The 15,250-nt window shown below is 36.9% G+C and carries 12 protein-coding genes; 3 read left to right on the top strand and 9 right to left on the bottom strand.

Going from position 1 to position 15,250, the window contains the following annotated elements; genetic code table 11:
* From IPP61_16205 to IPP61_16195, 3 genes are all read right to left on the bottom strand, one after another.
* Positions 1 to 2,322 (bottom strand): glycoside hydrolase family 65 protein, encoded by a 2,322-nt coding sequence (locus IPP61_16205; GenBank protein MBL0326694.1) that lies wholly within the window; start codon positions 2,320 to 2,322, stop codon positions 1 to 3.
* 25 nt (positions 2,323 to 2,347) lie between these two features.
* Entirely contained in the window at positions 2,348 to 2,995 is a 648-nt protein-coding gene (gene pgmB / locus IPP61_16200) for a beta-phosphoglucomutase (protein MBL0326693.1), read from the bottom strand.
* Positions 2,996 to 3,090: 95 nt separating this feature from the next.
* Positions 3,091 to 4,956, bottom strand: a complete 1,866-nt coding sequence (locus tag IPP61_16195) for a glycoside hydrolase family 13 protein (protein ID MBL0326692.1) — start codon at positions 4,954 to 4,956, stop codon at positions 3,091 to 3,093.
* A gap of 134 nt (positions 4,957 to 5,090) precedes the next feature.
* Between IPP61_16195 and IPP61_16190 the strand changes: the two genes are divergently transcribed.
* Together IPP61_16190 and IPP61_16185 are read left to right on the top strand one after the other, a co-directional pair.
* Positions 5,091 to 6,812, top strand: coding sequence for an alpha-amylase family protein (locus tag IPP61_16190; GenBank protein MBL0326691.1), 1,722 nt, complete (start codon positions 5,091 to 5,093; stop codon positions 6,810 to 6,812).
* Between the two features lie 94 nt (positions 6,813 to 6,906).
* Positions 6,907 to 8,190 carry an MFS transporter gene (locus IPP61_16185; GenBank protein MBL0326690.1) on the top strand — a complete coding sequence of 428 codons (1,284 nt, stop codon included), beginning with the start codon at positions 6,907 to 6,909 and terminating at the stop codon, positions 8,188 to 8,190.
* A gap of 27 nt (positions 8,191 to 8,217) precedes the next feature.
* On the opposite strand, the gene IPP61_16180 is transcribed toward IPP61_16185, so the two are convergent.
* From IPP61_16180 to IPP61_16165, 4 genes are all read right to left on the bottom strand, one after another.
* Positions 8,218 to 8,412, bottom strand: a complete 195-nt coding sequence (locus tag IPP61_16180; GenBank protein ID MBL0326689.1) for a hypothetical protein — start codon at positions 8,410 to 8,412, stop codon at positions 8,218 to 8,220.
* Positions 8,412 to 8,621, bottom strand: a complete 210-nt coding sequence (locus IPP61_16175; GenBank protein MBL0326688.1) for a hypothetical protein — start codon at positions 8,619 to 8,621, stop codon at positions 8,412 to 8,414. The genes IPP61_16180 and IPP61_16175 overlap by 1 nt, the downstream gene beginning before the upstream one ends.
* Positions 8,622 to 9,143: 522 nt before the next feature.
* On the bottom strand, positions 9,144 to 9,557 hold the full coding sequence (locus tag IPP61_16170) for a putative toxin-antitoxin system toxin component, PIN family (protein ID MBL0326687.1): 414 nt from the start codon (positions 9,555 to 9,557) through the stop codon (positions 9,144 to 9,146).
* A gap of 1 nt (position 9,558) precedes the next feature.
* Entirely contained in the window at positions 9,559 to 9,783 is a 225-nt protein-coding gene (locus tag IPP61_16165; protein ID MBL0326686.1) for a hypothetical protein, read from the bottom strand.
* Between the two features lie 186 nt (positions 9,784 to 9,969).
* Here IPP61_16165 and IPP61_16160 point away from each other — a divergent pair, with 186 nt between their 5' ends.
* Positions 9,970 to 12,780 carry a leucine--tRNA ligase gene (locus IPP61_16160; protein MBL0326685.1) on the top strand — a complete coding sequence of 937 codons (2,811 nt, stop codon included), beginning with the start codon at positions 9,970 to 9,972 and terminating at the stop codon, positions 12,778 to 12,780.
* Positions 12,781 to 12,869: 89 nt separating this feature from the next.
* On the opposite strand, the gene IPP61_16155 is transcribed toward IPP61_16160, so the two are convergent.
* Both IPP61_16155 and IPP61_16150 read right to left on the bottom strand, forming a co-directional pair.
* Entirely contained in the window at positions 12,870 to 14,570 is a 1,701-nt protein-coding gene (locus IPP61_16155; protein ID MBL0326684.1) for a carbohydrate-binding domain-containing protein, read from the bottom strand.
* Positions 14,571 to 14,662: 92 nt separating this feature from the next.
* Entirely contained in the window at positions 14,663 to 15,229 is a 567-nt protein-coding gene (locus tag IPP61_16150) for a pentapeptide repeat-containing protein (GenBank protein ID MBL0326683.1), read from the bottom strand.
* Positions 15,230 to 15,250 lie beyond the last annotated feature (21 nt).

The raw sequence follows: 15,250 nt of genomic DNA, 5'->3' as shown, positions 1-15,250 counted from the left end.
TCAAAGAGGTTTTTTAAGTGTATTGCCCGAAATAGAAACTACTTCCTCTCCTTTTAGATTCAATAAGAAATCAGGCCCGGTGAGATTAACAATTTCGATTTCAGACTGGCTTATTTTGATTTCGAGTAAATTTTTCTGAATTCCAACTCTGAATGAGAGACCTTCCCATTGTTGTGGCAATTTTGGATCAAGGAAAATTTCACCATTTTTTACTCTCATTCCGCCAAAACCTTTCACTACCGACATCCATGTTCCTGCCATAGAAGTGATATGAAGGCCGTCTTCGGTATCATTATTATAATCGTCAATATCTAATCTGGAAGTTCTCAGGTACATTTCATTGGCTTTGTCCATTTTGTCGAGTTTTGTGGCCAAAATGGTATGTACACAAGGCGAAAGGGATGATTCATGCACGGTCATAGGCTCATAGAAATCAAAATTTCGACGATGTGTATCCAGATCAAAATCGTCTTCAAAGAAATATAAACCTTGCAAAACGTCAGCCTGCTTGATGAAACACGACCTCAAAATACGGTCCCAGGACCATTTTTGGTTGATTGGCCGGTGTTCAGTGATTTGATCTACTGTCAATAACTCTTTATCCAAAAATCCATCCTGTTGTAAATAGACTTCTTTAGATTCATCATACGGAAAATGCATATTTTCGATAATATGCGACCACCTTGAGGTTTCTGTTTCTTCTGAAAAAGATATTTTGTTTGCAATCCTGTCAAAGTCAGTAAGTTCTGCTTTTACTTTTTGCAAAGATTCCAGCGTGTATTTCAAAGTCCAAACCGCCAGGTAATTGGTGTACCAGTTGTTGTTTACGTTGTTTTCATATTCATTGGGTCCGGTAACACCCAGCATCACATATTTTTTCAGATTTTCTGACCAGGTGATACGTTGCGACCAGAATCTAGAAATGCCAATTAGTACCTCCAGTCCATATTCGTTCAGATATTTCTCATCACCTGTATAATTAATATAGTCATAAATGGCATAGGCAATGGCCCCATTTCTATGGATTTCTTCGAAAGTAATCTCCCATTCATTGTGACACTCCTCTCCGTTCATAGTTACCATCGGATACAGAGCGGCTCCATCTTTGAAACCCAACTTTTGGGCATTCTCAATGGCTTTTTGCAAATGATTATATCTATAAACCAAAAGATTACGAGCCACCGATGAATCAGCTGCGGACAAGTAAAATGGAATACAATAAGCCTCGGTATCCCAATAAGTCACTCCGCCATATTTTTCTCCTGTAAATCCTTTGGGACCAATGTTTAATCTGGCGTCTTGTCCGGTATAGGTTTGTTGCAAATGGAAAATGTTGAAACGAATACCTTGCTGAGCCGAAACATCACCTTTTATTATGATGTCATTGCGGTTCCATTTTTCTTCCCACGATGCAACATGTGCAGCCAGTAAATCTTCATATCCTATTTTCGTAATTTTTTCAAGATAGGTTTTTGAATTCACCGCAAGTTTCTCTACCTGGTGGTTTTCAGAGGACAGATTAACCGCATATTTAAAAATGGTAATTGTCTCCCCTTCTGTGGCGGAAATTTTCGTTTCACAAGCTACATATTTTTCTAGCTTTATAGGTAAAGAACTGAATGTTATTTCTTTATCATCTTTTAAAACAGAAAATTTCATGCCGGTGCACACCTGAAACTGCGGAACAGAAGCCCAGGGTGATTTTTTGGTTTGAAGGGTAAGATATGCCTCTGCAAAATGGGTCTCTTTGTCGATTTCCTCCCAAAACTTCTCTCCATGATTTGAATCTTTGTTTGAAATATCACCATCAATAAATGGTTTGAAGGTAATTTCTCCTGAAAAATTCAATGGAGTAACCTGATATTTAATTACACCGGCTTCATCGTTAGCCATTGAACAAAACCTTGAAGACTGAATCCTAATCCTTTTCCCATCCTCGGTTTCAATGGTAGTATCACGGCTTAAAACCCCTGTTTTCATGTCCAATTCCCGATAGAAATGTTCTATTTTGGATTTTGCCAGATCAACTACAATTTCACCAATTTTCACTTCAATACCCACCCAGTTGGCCGCATTGATTACTTTGGCGAAATAATCAGGATACCCGTTTTTCCACCAGCCAACCCGTGTTTTGTCGGGAAACCATACTCCCGCAACATAATTTCCCTGTAAAGAATGACCTGAAAATGTCTCTTCAAAATTTCCCCTCTGGCCCATACGACCGTTCCCAAGGCTCATGAGACTTTCGGTTACTTCATTGTATTCAGCATGAAATCCTTCCTCGATTATCTTCCATTCATCATGCTTAATATAGTTTTTCATTGGAATAATATTTATATAAATGAATTTACAAATTTAAAAATTCGGACACGGAATGTCCTTCAAAACTGCTTATAACGATGTCTGCATTAAATAAAACTTTCGGACTACCGATTCCAACAGCTTTCATATTTGCGGCTTTGGCTGCTTCAACTCCTGCGAAGGCATCTTCAAAAACAATACAACTTTCGTTCTCAAAACCTAAAGATTGAGCTCCTTTTACGAAAACTTCGGGATCAGGTTTGCTCTTTGAAACCTGGTTGCCATCGATTATCGCATCAAAAAGTGGTTTTACTCCGATTTTTTCCAGAATAAGATTTGAATTTTTTGAGGCAGATCCTAATGCGATTTTTACACCCATCTCTCTGGCTTCGGCAAGAAAGCTTGAAACTCCCGGTAAGATATTTGCCGGAGTCATGGTATTGACCAGTTCAAGGTAGTCTGCATTTTTTCTGGCGGCTAATTCCAGTTTCTGTTCTTCTGAAATCTCCAGATTCCCATGTTTTAATATTGCGTTTAAGGAATCCATTCGGCTGATTCCCTTCAAAGTTTCATTGAATTCCTCATCAATGTCAAACCCAAGACTATTTGCCATTTTTTTCCAGGCCTGGTAATGGAAAACAGCAGTATCCACTATCACTCCATCCAGATCAAACAGGAATGCTTTTATTTTCATTTTTCTTTGGTAAATGTTTTTAATATTTTATCAAATTGATCATCCCGAAGTTTTATAATTTGCTTAATTTCACTTCGACAAGCTCAGTGTGACATTTACTTTAATTCCAAAACCAACACTTGGTTGGCTTCTATTTCTATTTTAGAAATATCATTAAATTCTTTTCCGGAAATAATGTCATTTCCAGCTTTTTTGTTTTTGATTACTTCAGCAAAACGGTCAGTTTCAATTGTTTTCTTTTCCTTTGATGTGTTAGAAATAACCATTAAAACCTGCTTTTCAGTATGTCTGAAATAAACAAAAACTCCATCTCTTGGCACAAACTGTGTATATTTTCCTTTGGCAATTGCCTCAGAGTTTTTACGATAATTGGCCAATTTTTTCACAAAGTCAAACGCCTGATTCTCTGCGGCAGTTCTATCCTTCGCCTCAAATTTATTCAAAGAATCTCCTTTCCACCCACCAGGGAAGTCACGTCTTACCTCTGCATCCGAAGGATTCTTGAAATTTTTCATTAAAATCTCAGTTCCGTAATAAAACTGCGGAATTCCACGAAGCGTTAATAGCCAGGTAATACCCATTTTATACTTTTCATAGTCTTCACCGATGACAGAAAAGAATCGGTGATGGTCATGATTTTCAAGAAACAATACATTTTTTTCAGGTTTTTGATAAACCAAATCCTGTGCCAGCACTGAATATAACCTACTTACTCCTTCATTCCATCCAAAATCATGATTCAAAGCTTCGAAAATCGCCTCTTCCACTACAAAATCCAACGTTCCCGGCAGATTAGACTTCATCGGAACTACCAGATTGTTTTTTGTATAATATGCCTGAGCAATTGGGTTATTTACAGCCGATTCACCGAAAATATGCATTTGCGGATTTTCATCATTAAGTGCTTTATTGCATTTATTCATAAAATCCTGGTCATTGTACATATAAGTATCAATTCGCCAGCCATCTATACCAAAATATTCAACAATCCAAAGGGCATGTTGAATCAGGAAATTGGAAACGTAAGGATTTTTCTGATTTAGATCGGGTAAAAATGAAGTAAACCATCCATTTAACATCTCTTTTTTATCGATTTCGGCTGCATGAACATCGTACGTAGGCTGGTCTTTATAAGTAGTATTGGTGTATTTATCCCATTGATTGAGCCAGTCTTTCATAGGAAGATCTTTCAATATCCAATGATTGATACCCACATGATTATAAACTGCATCGTGTACTATTTTCAATCCTTTTTTATGGGCTTCATTGACTAAAGTTTTATAAGCTTCATTTCCGCCCAACCTTTTATCAATATTATAATGGTCGGTAAATCCATAACCATGATATGCACTTCTCATGACCCCACCCTCATCGGTCAAATATTGGTTGTTTTCGATCACCGGAGTCATCCAAATCGCCGTGATACCCAAATCTTTCAGATAATCCAAATGATTTGTAACACCTTGCAGATCACCCCCATGGCGATAAAAAGGATTTTTACGGTCATGATTGGGGTCGGCCATATCAGAGAATTTATCGTTTGATTCGTCAGCATTGGAAAACCTATCAGGCATCAAAAGATAAATAAAGTCATTTTGAGCTAAAGGTTGAGGTTTGGCGTTACGATTTAAAAGCTGATAACTTATTTCAGTTTTTCCAAACATAAATTTCAGATTTCCGGCTTTTGTAGTTTTAGAAATTTCCAAATCCACAAAAAGGTAGTTTGAATTCTCCACTTTGTTAACCTTCTTAAGTTTTACCCCCGGATAAGGTTTTAAGCTTACAACTGATTTTGAGATATCTTTTCCATAAAAAAGAATTTGAAGACTAGGATTTTTCATCCCAACATACCAATTGGTAGGGTTAATTTTTTCCACTTTAAAATCTTGGGAAAACCCTAAAAACGGGCATACAAATAGAAGAATAGCGGGAATAATCCCGGCAAGTTTTCTTTTTATCATTTTTGTTAAAGTATTTTTTACAAAATAAAGCATTTAGAGTTTTTTTTCATAGAAAAAACATTTTTACCTTTGAACAGAATACTTTACACCATATGAAATTTAAAATAACTACGTTTCTTTTTATTACCCTTATTATGAACTTGGCAGTGGCACAGAGGCAGGACAAAATTGTTGTTTATCAGATCTTTACACGATTATTTGCTAATCAAAACGTATCGAATAATTTTAATGGCACACTTCAGCAAAATGGTACGACCAAATTTTCTGATATTAACGAAAATGCTCTGAAGTCTTTACGGGAGTTGGGAGCCAGCCACATTTGGTACACCGGTGTGATAGAACACGCGACCATGACTGACTTTAGTGAATTTGGAATTAAAGCCGATCACCCTCAAGTTGTAAAGGGAATAGCGGGCTCGCCTTACGCCATCAAAGATTATTATGATGTGAATCCTTATCTTGCGAGCAATGTCAATGAAAGAATGAAAGAATTTGAGGCTTTGGTAAAAAGAACCCATGACCTTGGACTTCAGGTGCTTATTGATTTTGTTCCTAACCATGTAGCTCGTCAATACAAATCAGATGTAAAGCCGGAAGGAATTCAGGATTTTGGCGAAAAAGATGAAAAATCTGGTAGTTTTTCGAATCAGAATAATTTTTATTATCTGAAAGATGCCCTTCAGCTACCTTCAGACATAAAACCTCCTGTTGAGTTTTCTGAAAATTACACCGAAAACCCTGCAAAAGCCACCGGAAATGATGTTTTCTCAGCTCAACCCAATATCAATGACTGGTTTGAAACCATAAAACTCAATTATGGTGTTGATTACCTTGATAATCGTAGCAGGCATTTTAACCCGATTCCTGATACCTGGAATAAAATGTATGAAATTCTGGAATATTGGAGTAAAAAAGGCGTGGATGGCTTCAGATGTGATATGGCCGAAATGGTGCCTGTGGAATTTTGGGGCTGGGTCATTCCAAAAATTAAAGCAAAATACCCAAATACGATTTTCATTGCAGAAATCTATAATCCCGGAGAGTACGCCAATTATATTTTTAATGGAAAATTTGACTATCTATATGACAAAGTAGGTCTCTATGATGCTTTGAGAAGGTTGATTGAAGGTCATGGAAATGCCATGGATATCACGAATGTATGGCAAAAAGAATCGGGCGACTTTGCCAATCACATGTTGCGTTTTCTTGAAAATCATGATGAGCACCGGATTGCTTCCGACTTTTTTGGAAAAAATCCAGAGTCTGCCTTTGCTGCCTGGATGCTGTCAGCTACGCTACATACCGGTCCGGTGATGGTATATTTTGGGCAAGAATTAGGTGTAAAACCCGACAAAGCCGAAGGTTTTCAGGGAAATGACGGCCGAACCACCATTTTTGATTTCTGGGGTTTGCCTGAGCTACAAGACTGGATTTCAGATGGTAAATTTGAGATTAAAAACTTAAAACCTGAACAAAAGGCTATTCGTGATTTTTATAAAAAAACCCTTTATTTTTCATTATCCAATGTAGCCATCGCCTATGGTGAATTCCATGATTTACAATACTTAAACAATAATCAGGAATATAACCCAAATAAAACCTATGCTTATCTGAGATTTATTCAGGGTCAAATGCTACTTTTTGTTTATAATTTTGACAAAAACAATACTTTAAATTCTGAGATAAGACTTCCGGTTGATTTGTTGACAGTAAGTTTTCCGGGAAAAAAGGTAATCAAGGCCACCCAAAAATTTGAAGGGAAGGAAAAACATCGGATTAAAATTAATTCAGAGGATGTAAAATTGGAATCTATTTCGGTAGCCCCTAATTCATTTAAAATATTCGAACTTAAATAATACTTAAACCTTAAATACAATGGCATCAGGAGGACAGATTAATTCTTCAAAAAAAAATAACAAACCGGCTCTTTCAACTTCTTCAATCTGGAATATGAGTCTGGGATTCCTCGGAATTCAGATGGGTTTTGCACTACAAAATGGTAATGCAAGCCGTATTTTAATGAATTTTGGGGCCGATGTGCACGAGCTTTCCTGGTTTTGGATCGTGGCACCCCTTACAGGTATGATTGTGCAACCCATCATAGGAAAATGGAGCGATGGCACCTGGACTAAACTTGGCAGAAGACGCCCATTCTTTCTGGTTGGAGCGGTATTGGCCGCAATAGGCTTGTTTATGATGCCCAATGCCGGAAGTTTTACGAAATATTTGCCCGCTCTATGGTTTGGAGCAGGTTTTTTGATGATAATGGATGCCTCATTTAATGTAGCCATGGAACCCTTCAGAGCTTTGGTGGCGGATAAACTAAATTCAGAGCAAAGAACCAGAGGATATTCTATTCAAACAGTCCTGATAGGAATTGGTGCTGTAGTCGGCTCATGGCTTCCTTATGCATTGACCAATTGGCTGGGTATGAATCAGGAAACTGCCGCCGGACAAGTGCCTCAAAATGTAATCTGGTCGTTTATTATCGGTGGTGTGGTGTTATTGGGTAGTATTATCTGGACCATTTCTACTACTTCTGAATATTCACCTGAAGAGTTGAAAGCATATGGCGATGAACATGAATCTTCGGCTCCGAAATCTAATATTTTAGCAGATATTATCGCCATGCCTAAAACAATGAAACAATTGGGCCTTGTTCAGTTTTTCTCCTGGTTTGGCTTGTTTAGTATGTGGGTTTATACCACTTCTGCGGTTGCACAGCATATTTATGGGCTACCAACCGACGACCATTCCTCCGTGATGTTTAACAAAGCCGGTGACTGGGTAGGAATAATTTTTGGGGTTTATAATGGAGTTTCTGCTATCTATGCTTTCATTTTGCCTAAGCTTGCTGCGAAAATTGGCCGTAAAAAAACTCATGCATTTTCATTGGTTGCCGGAGCTATCGGTTTGATTTCTATATATTTTGCTCCAAATCCTGAGTTTTTGATTGTGTCAATGGTAGGTGTCGGCATGGCATGGGGAAGTATTTTGGCTATGCCATATGCCATTTTGGGTGGTGCATTACCAGTACAAAAAATTGGGGTTTACATGGGTATTTTTAACCTTTTCATCACCATTCCCCAAATCCTGAATGCATTGGTGGGAGGGCTTTTTGTAAAATATCTGTTTAATGACCACGCTATATATTCATTAATCTTTGGAGGTATATGTTTCTTGCTTGCGGCTTTTAGTGTCCAATTTGTGGAAGATAAAGAAGAAGCGAAATAGTTATAATTTCTAAAAAACACCTTCAATTCAATAATTGGAGGTGTTTTTGTTTTTTTCGAGGTCAATTAATTTTTTCATCAACAATTCCCTTTCATTTTCCGAAGCTTCAAATAGCCTTTTGTAGTTGTACAATTGTTCTTTTAATTGTTCAATTTCGTCTTTATTACTTGAAGAGTTCGTTCCAAACCAAAACTGTCTGAATGTGTTTAAATCTAGTAGCATTATTTTGTAAATATTTTTTTATTGAATTCAATTATCGTTTTAGCAGCTTCTATGACTTCCTGGTTATGAAGCGTTTGATAAATTAGAGTTTTCCTCACTGTGTCGTAGCTTTTGCCACTCATTATTTTTATTTTCATCAAATCTCCTCTCGTGAATTTTTCCTCAAATCTTAAGTTTCTTTTTGTGGAAGTATTGTACTTTTGTTTCATTGTAGTAGTAAGTAGTTAATATCTGATAAATATATAGACTTTATTCTACAAAAATAACATTTTGTAGATTTTTTTCATTATTTCATGCTCGAAAGATTAAAAGAATTCATAGTTTATAAAATTTTAGCATAAGGAAGTTTGAAACTATTCTGGAAATAGGCAATGGTACCATTTCCCGTGCCATCAAATACAGCAAAGAAATTGGTAGTGATAAAATAGCCAAAATCTGCAAATTATTCCCCGACCTTAACCCGATTTGGCTTATCACTGGCCGTGGTCAAATGCTAAATACTTCAGAACCAAATATTTTGAATGAACCGGAAGAAGTTTATGGACTTGACAAAAACGTAGAACAACTTTTGGAAATCATTGAACTACAAAAATTTAAGATCAGGAAACTGGAGGAAGAGTTGAAAAAGAAGTAGTTTTTAAAACAATTTTGAAAATCAACTAAAAGCTATTTAAAAAAAATCAAAAAATTGAAACTATAAAATTATCCTGGTTTTTTTCACAAAACCAAGTCTATTCAATTTCAATCAATTTTTTAAAATCTTCTGTTTTTATTCTATTTACTTTTGGAAATGAAATTTTAGTCAAAACATTAAAATGCTTGTCTTCAGAAACGATAAAATGGGCATTTGCTGCAACAGCACAATCAAAAAATTTATTATCGTCAGGATCTTTAGTTATTGCGTTCCATTCATAATACCTGACAATTTGAATAATATTTTGACTAAGCATTATTTGATTAAGCGTGTTTTCTGCATCCAAAACTGAAAAATAACGCTCAATTATTTCAGCATATTCATCTAAAATTTCGGTAGTAATACAAAGTTGGTATTTTCCATGGACAAATGCTTCCCAAACCCAATAAAAAGGAGATTTCTGAGAAATACTTGCAACTAAAACGTTGGTATCTAATACAATTCTGAGCATTTTAGCGTGAATTTCTTGCGTGTCCTTTCAAAATTTTTTCGAAATCTTGAAAAGTATAAGCTTTTTCTTCAACAGTTTTATCAAGGTTTTTTTGCATTTTTTTATGATTAAAATCTATTAACAACTGTCTCAATTCAGCTAAATCAGTTTCATTGTATTGCTCATTTACTACCTGCAATACCATCATCTGAGCTTGGTTCAAAGGTGTTTTTAAATTATTACTCATTTTTTTCTTTTTTACAAAATTACAAAATTTACCATATTATCTGATTTTAAATAAATTTACTTCAATAATCTTAAAGAACACAACCAAAATAATCTGAAATAAAGAGCTCGAATTACATTTAACCAAAGTAACATTTTTCCATCAAAAATCGCTATTTTTGCGGAAATTTTTAGATAAAACGCAAGAATGGCAGAGTACAGACACCGGGAAATAGAAAAAAAATGGCAGCAATATTGGGAAGAAAATCAGACCAATAAAGTTGAAATCGACACCGCAAAACCAAAATGTTATGTGTTAGACATGTTTCCTTACCCTTCAGGTGCTGGATTGCACGTTGGTCACCCTCTCGGATACATCGCTTCTGATATATATTCCAGATACAAAAAACTTAAGGGCTTCAATGTATTGCATCCGATGGGATTTGACTCATTTGGTTTGCCTGCTGAGCAATACGCCATTCAGACCGGGCAACATCCTGCCATTACGACCGAAAAGAACATTGAGACCTATATCAAACAGCTCAAAAACATTGGTTTTTGCTATGACTGGTCACGAGAAGTAAGAACTTCGGATCCCTCCTACTACAAATGGACCCAATGGATATTTATGGAGCTTTTCAATGCCTGGTACAATAAAGAAACCGACAAGGCAGAGAAAATAGAAACACTTTTTGACTTATTCTCAAAAGGGGGTTCAAAAGCCGCCAAAGCTGCCTGCGAAGAAGATTTACCCACATTTACGGCTGAAGAATGGAATAGCTGGTCTGCCGAAAAACAATATGAAGTTTCTTTGGATTATCGTCTGACATATTTAGCCGAGTCTGTGGTGAATTTCTGCCCCGAGTTGGGTATGGTATTATCCAATGATGAAGTAAAAGATGGCGTTTCGGAGCGTGGGGGTTATCCGGTGATTCAGAAAAAAATGAGTCAGTGGATGATGCGTATCACCGCCTATGCCGACAGATTGATAAACGGACTCGAAACCATAGATTGGTCAGAATCATTGAAAGACCAGCAACGCAACTGGATTGGCCGCTCTAATGGTGCTTCAGTGAAATTTGCCGTTGAGAATTCTGACAAAAAAATTGAGGTCTTTACCACGAGAATTGACACCATTTATGGCGTGACATTCCTGGTTTTGGCTCCTGAGCATGAATGGGTTGCCGAATTGACCACCGAAAGTCAGGTATCTGATATCGAAAATTACATCACCGAAACCCAAAAACGCTCAGAATTGGATCGTGTAGCCGATGTAAAAACGGTTTCCGGGGCATTTACAGGTTCGTATTGTATCAATCCGTTCAATGGTGAAAGAGTGCCGATTTGGATTGCAGATTACGTGTTGGCGGGATACGGAACCGGTGCAGTGATGGCCGTGCCTTCAGGTGACCAACGTGACTGGAATTTTGCTGAACATTTTGGTCTTGGTAAACCGCAAATACTTGATGCCCAACAAAACTTAGAAACTCAGGCTGATCCTACCAAAGAGGGGAAATATATCAATTCGGGAATGATCAATGGTCTGGGCTATAAAGAAGGTACCGCCAAATTGATTGAATATCTGGAAGCAAACGGTATCGGAAAAGGCAAAGTTAATTTCCGTCTGAGAGATGCGGTTTTTGCCAGACAAAGATACTGGGGTGAGCCCGTCCCGGTTTATTTCAAGAAAAATGCTGAAGGCAGAGATATTCCACATTTGGTAGATAAAAAGGATTTGCCATTGATTTTGCCTGAAATTGACAAATACCAACCGACCGAAACCGGCGAGCCACCTTTGGGACGAGCTAAAAACTGGACTTATTCACCAGAAGGTTCTTCAGAGGTTTATCCACTGGAAATGAGCACTATGCCCGGCTGGGCGGGAAGTAGCTGGTATTGGTTCAGATATATGGATGCAAATAATTCTGATGCCTTTGCTTCAAAAGAAGCCATTGACTATTGGAAAGATATTGATTTGTATCTGGGTGGTACTGAGCATGCAACAGGACACCTTTTGTACAGCCGGTTCTGGAATAAAGTTTTGAAAGATCTGGGTCATGTGCAGGAAGAAGAATTTGCCAAAAAACTGATTAATCAGGGGATGATTCAGGGAAGAAGCAATTTTGTGTATCGATTGAAAGATGCAGAAAAGCCTACTTTTGTTTCGTTTGGCTTAAAAGATCAATACGAAACCGTAAAACTTCATGTAGATGTAAATATCGTAGATAATGATGTTTTGGATTTGGAAAAATTCAAAAACACCAGAAATGATATTGGCGATGATCCTCAATTTATTCTTGAAGATGGAAAATATGTTTGTGGCTCGGAAGTTGAAAAAATGTCCAAATCAAAATACAATGTTGTTAATCCAGATGATTTGGTAGAAAGATATGGTGCGGATACTTTGAGGTTGTATGAAATGTTTTTGGGTCCATTGACCGAGTCAAAACCATGGGATACAAGGGGGATTGAAGGTACCAACCGCTTTTTAAGGAAATTCTGGAGGTTATTTTTTGACCAAAATGGCAAATATTTAGTTTCAGATGCTGAACCGACTAAAGAGGAATTAAAATCGTTACACAAAACCATCAAAAAGGTAGAAGAAGATGTAGAAAACTTCTCTTTCAACACTTCGGTCAGTACTTTCATGATTTGTGTAAATGAATTGACAGATTTGAAATGCCATAAAAAGGCCATTTTGAGCGACTTATTGGTCATTATTTCATCATATGCTCCGCATATTGCAGAAGAGCTCTGGAGCCTGACCGGAAACACTGAAAGCATCACATTGCAGCAATTCCCTCAATGGAATCCTGAATTTTTGGTAGAAGATAGCTTTGAATATCCTGTGCAAGTAAACGGAAAAGTGAGAGTCAATCTTAATTTCCCGGCTGATATGAGCAAAGAAGATATCGAAAAGGCTGTCCTTTCCAACGAGCAGGTAATCAAGTGGATGGAAGGCAAACCTTTAAAGAAAATCATCGTGGTGCCTAAGAGAATCGTCAATGTGGTGATTTAATAAAATCTTATTTTTTTGTAAAAATCGTAAAAAAGCCTGGGAGAAACTCTCAGGCTTTTATTGTATTATTAAAATTAACATTCTAAAAATCAAATACTAACGCTGGTTACCGCTGAAGTAATCGTAAAAGTACCCTTTTCGGTTCCACCACTATAAACACCGCCCGAATAAAGGCCTCCATTCAATGTTCCTGTTGAAGTTCCTCCGGTACTGATGGTATAAGTGGTTCCTTTTACAAGTTCAGCTGATGAAAACACAATTCCGATGTATTTTCTGACGGGCTTAAATGTTATGAGAGTGTTTCCTTTATCATCTTTGACATGAAACAGGGTTTCGGCAGCATTTTGAGATTTAAACGTCAATTTCAAAGAATTTTGTTTTGACGAAGTACTCGGTGCCTGAAACATTTGGGTTCCGGGAGCAGAAGCCAGCAAAATTCCACCTGAGATATTAAAAGTACCATTATAATCAATCGGTACTTCAGGGCTGGAATTCGGACCGTGTGCTATCACAGTGCCCCCTGATTGTACCATGCTGCCATTGCTATCCAAAGGATCACCAGCCGAACCGTTAAGGGCAATGTATCCTCCATTTATGGTTAATATTGCTCCATCATTTTGTTCAGTTCTGTTTCCGGCGGTGGCATTGAGACAGTCGTTGCTTGAAACTATACTTAAATTGCCATCATCAATGGTAATAAATTTTGCTTCGATTCCTTCATATGCTTTAGTGATATTAATAGTTCCTATTTTTATCACAACCTCATTGTCGGCATGAATGCCATTATCAGCAGATGAAACTTCATATATGCCATCAAAAACCGAAACTTTAGTATTGGAGTGAATACCATCATCAGCAGAATTAATGGTAAAATTACCGTTTAAGGCTACTGAAGTTAACCCTTTTATACCTTTTGCTGATAGGGTTTCTGCCACAGTTTTGCTACTTCCACCACCGCTCGTAATATTAAAATCTCCTCCGGTAATGTTAACATTTGTTTGAGCACTTATTCCATCACCTCCTGAGGTGATTTTAAATGTACCGTCTTCAATTCCTATATAACCAAAATCGGCATCAGTTTCGTTGTCTGACTTCAGGCCATCACCACCGGAATTCACATTAAAAGTACCACCTCTGATTACCAAAAAATCTTTACCTCTGATTCCATCATCAACCGAATTTACTGTGATATTCCCATTTTTTATTACCAATCCATCTTTGCTGGCTATTCCATCAGCAAATTTTCCATTAACTGTAAGATTCCCTGCTCCCATTATGGCCGTGTAGGTTTGGCTAAAAAATGCTGCATTCTGTCCTTCCGAAACATCAGTATAAGTCGAAGCATCCGTCAGGACGTTGTTGGAACCTTCCGCAAGTACGACAATCACTTTTTCGGCATTATCAAGAAATAAAGGAGAACTTTTTGAGGAAGTTATATTTACACCATTAAAAATAACCCTCACCAAATTTTTGTCATCGGTGCTCACAACGATTTGTCCGTTTGTCAAAGTACCTGAAATCTTATAAGTACCTGCCGATGAAATATTTAATATTCCATTTGAGATAGTAGCACCTGTACCATTCACTGTTCCAGTTGTGCCATTAAGAGTGATAACTTTCTCGTCAGTGGTGTTCCATGTGTAATCTGAAGCAAGCTCCATGTTTTCGAGGGCATTGACTTCATCCTGGGTATCTGAAGAGTCATCCGGAACTATATCAGTGCTTTTTTTGCAGGAAAAAAATAATTCGGCTAGTAATAAAGAGGTTAACAAGGCTTTAATTTTGGACATTATCAAATATTGGTAAAATGCGTTAATAAAAACAGTATGAAAACTTTATTAACCAATACGCACCAGACCTAAAAAATGTTGCCTAAATAATCCTATTCGATATTTATTTTAAAATCAAGTAGCAAGCCATCGATATTATGTCGTGAAAACTTCGCACCCGAAAGCTGATTTTTTGATGGATTTATTCTGAAATTTTTACTTGTTCTGAAGTCGGCTTTTTGTAAATCAGAATTGTCAAAAGTAGCATCTAATAAATCACAATCAAGAAATTTTGATTCCTGAAGTTTTGTGTTGGAAAAATCAGCTCCTTTCATGGAACAATTTAGAAAATTTGTTTTTTTCAGATTTAAATCCTGAAATATACAGTTCTCGACAATAGAACCAATGAATTTCACCTCTAATAAAAATGGATTTACCAGAGAAAAATCAACACCCGAAATTTTGCAATCAATAAATTCTACTTCTTTCAGGGCAGCGGATTTAAAAGAAACGAGTGACAAATTGCAATCAATAAACCGGCAGTCACTAAAAATAAAACCTGAGAGATGTTTGCGGGAAAAATCACAATTTTTAAAAGTACAAGCCTCATATTCGGCTTTAATTATTTTCTCTTTTAAAAATGAATTCTTATCAAAATCTTGTTCGGCAAAATACTCCATTGGTTGAAATTTTCCCCAAAC

The sequence above is a fragment of the Cytophagaceae bacterium genome (genome assembly GCA_016722655.1).
In the GTDB taxonomy this organism is placed as follows: domain Bacteria; phylum Bacteroidota; class Bacteroidia; order Cytophagales; family Spirosomataceae; genus Leadbetterella.
This window is presented reverse-complemented; position numbering and strand designations above follow the sequence as displayed.

Coding starts and splice junctions, on each gene's coding strand:
- IPP61_16155 (MBL0326684.1), bottom strand. CDS start 14,570: ATGTCCAAAATTAAAGCCTTGTTAACCTCTTTATTACTAGCCGAATTA.
- IPP61_16160 (MBL0326685.1), top strand. CDS start 9,970: ATGGCAGAGTACAGACACCGGGAAATAGAAAAAAAATGGCAGCAATAT.
- IPP61_16185 (MBL0326690.1), top strand. CDS start 6,907: ATGAGTCTGGGATTCCTCGGAATTCAGATGGGTTTTGCACTACAAAAT.
- IPP61_16205 (MBL0326694.1), bottom strand. CDS start 2,322: ATGAAAAACTATATTAAGCATGATGAATGGAAGATAATCGAGGAAGGA.
- pgmB (MBL0326693.1), bottom strand. CDS start 2,995: ATGAAAATAAAAGCATTCCTGTTTGATCTGGATGGAGTGATAGTGGAT.
- IPP61_16175 (MBL0326688.1), bottom strand. CDS start 8,621: ATGAAACAAAAGTACAATACTTCCACAAAAAGAAACTTAAGATTTGAG.
- IPP61_16180 (MBL0326689.1), bottom strand. CDS start 8,412: ATGCTACTAGATTTAAACACATTCAGACAGTTTTGGTTTGGAACGAAC.
- IPP61_16150 (MBL0326683.1), bottom strand. CDS start 15,229: ATGGAGTATTTTGCCGAACAAGATTTTGATAAGAATTCATTTTTAAAA.
- IPP61_16195 (MBL0326692.1), bottom strand. CDS start 4,956: ATGATAAAAAGAAAACTTGCCGGGATTATTCCCGCTATTCTTCTATTT.
- IPP61_16165 (MBL0326686.1), bottom strand. CDS start 9,783: ATGAGTAATAATTTAAAAACACCTTTGAACCAAGCTCAGATGATGGTA.
- IPP61_16190 (MBL0326691.1), top strand. CDS start 5,091: ATGAACTTGGCAGTGGCACAGAGGCAGGACAAAATTGTTGTTTATCAG.
- IPP61_16170 (MBL0326687.1), bottom strand. CDS start 9,557: ATGCTCAGAATTGTATTAGATACCAACGTTTTAGTTGCAAGTATTTCT.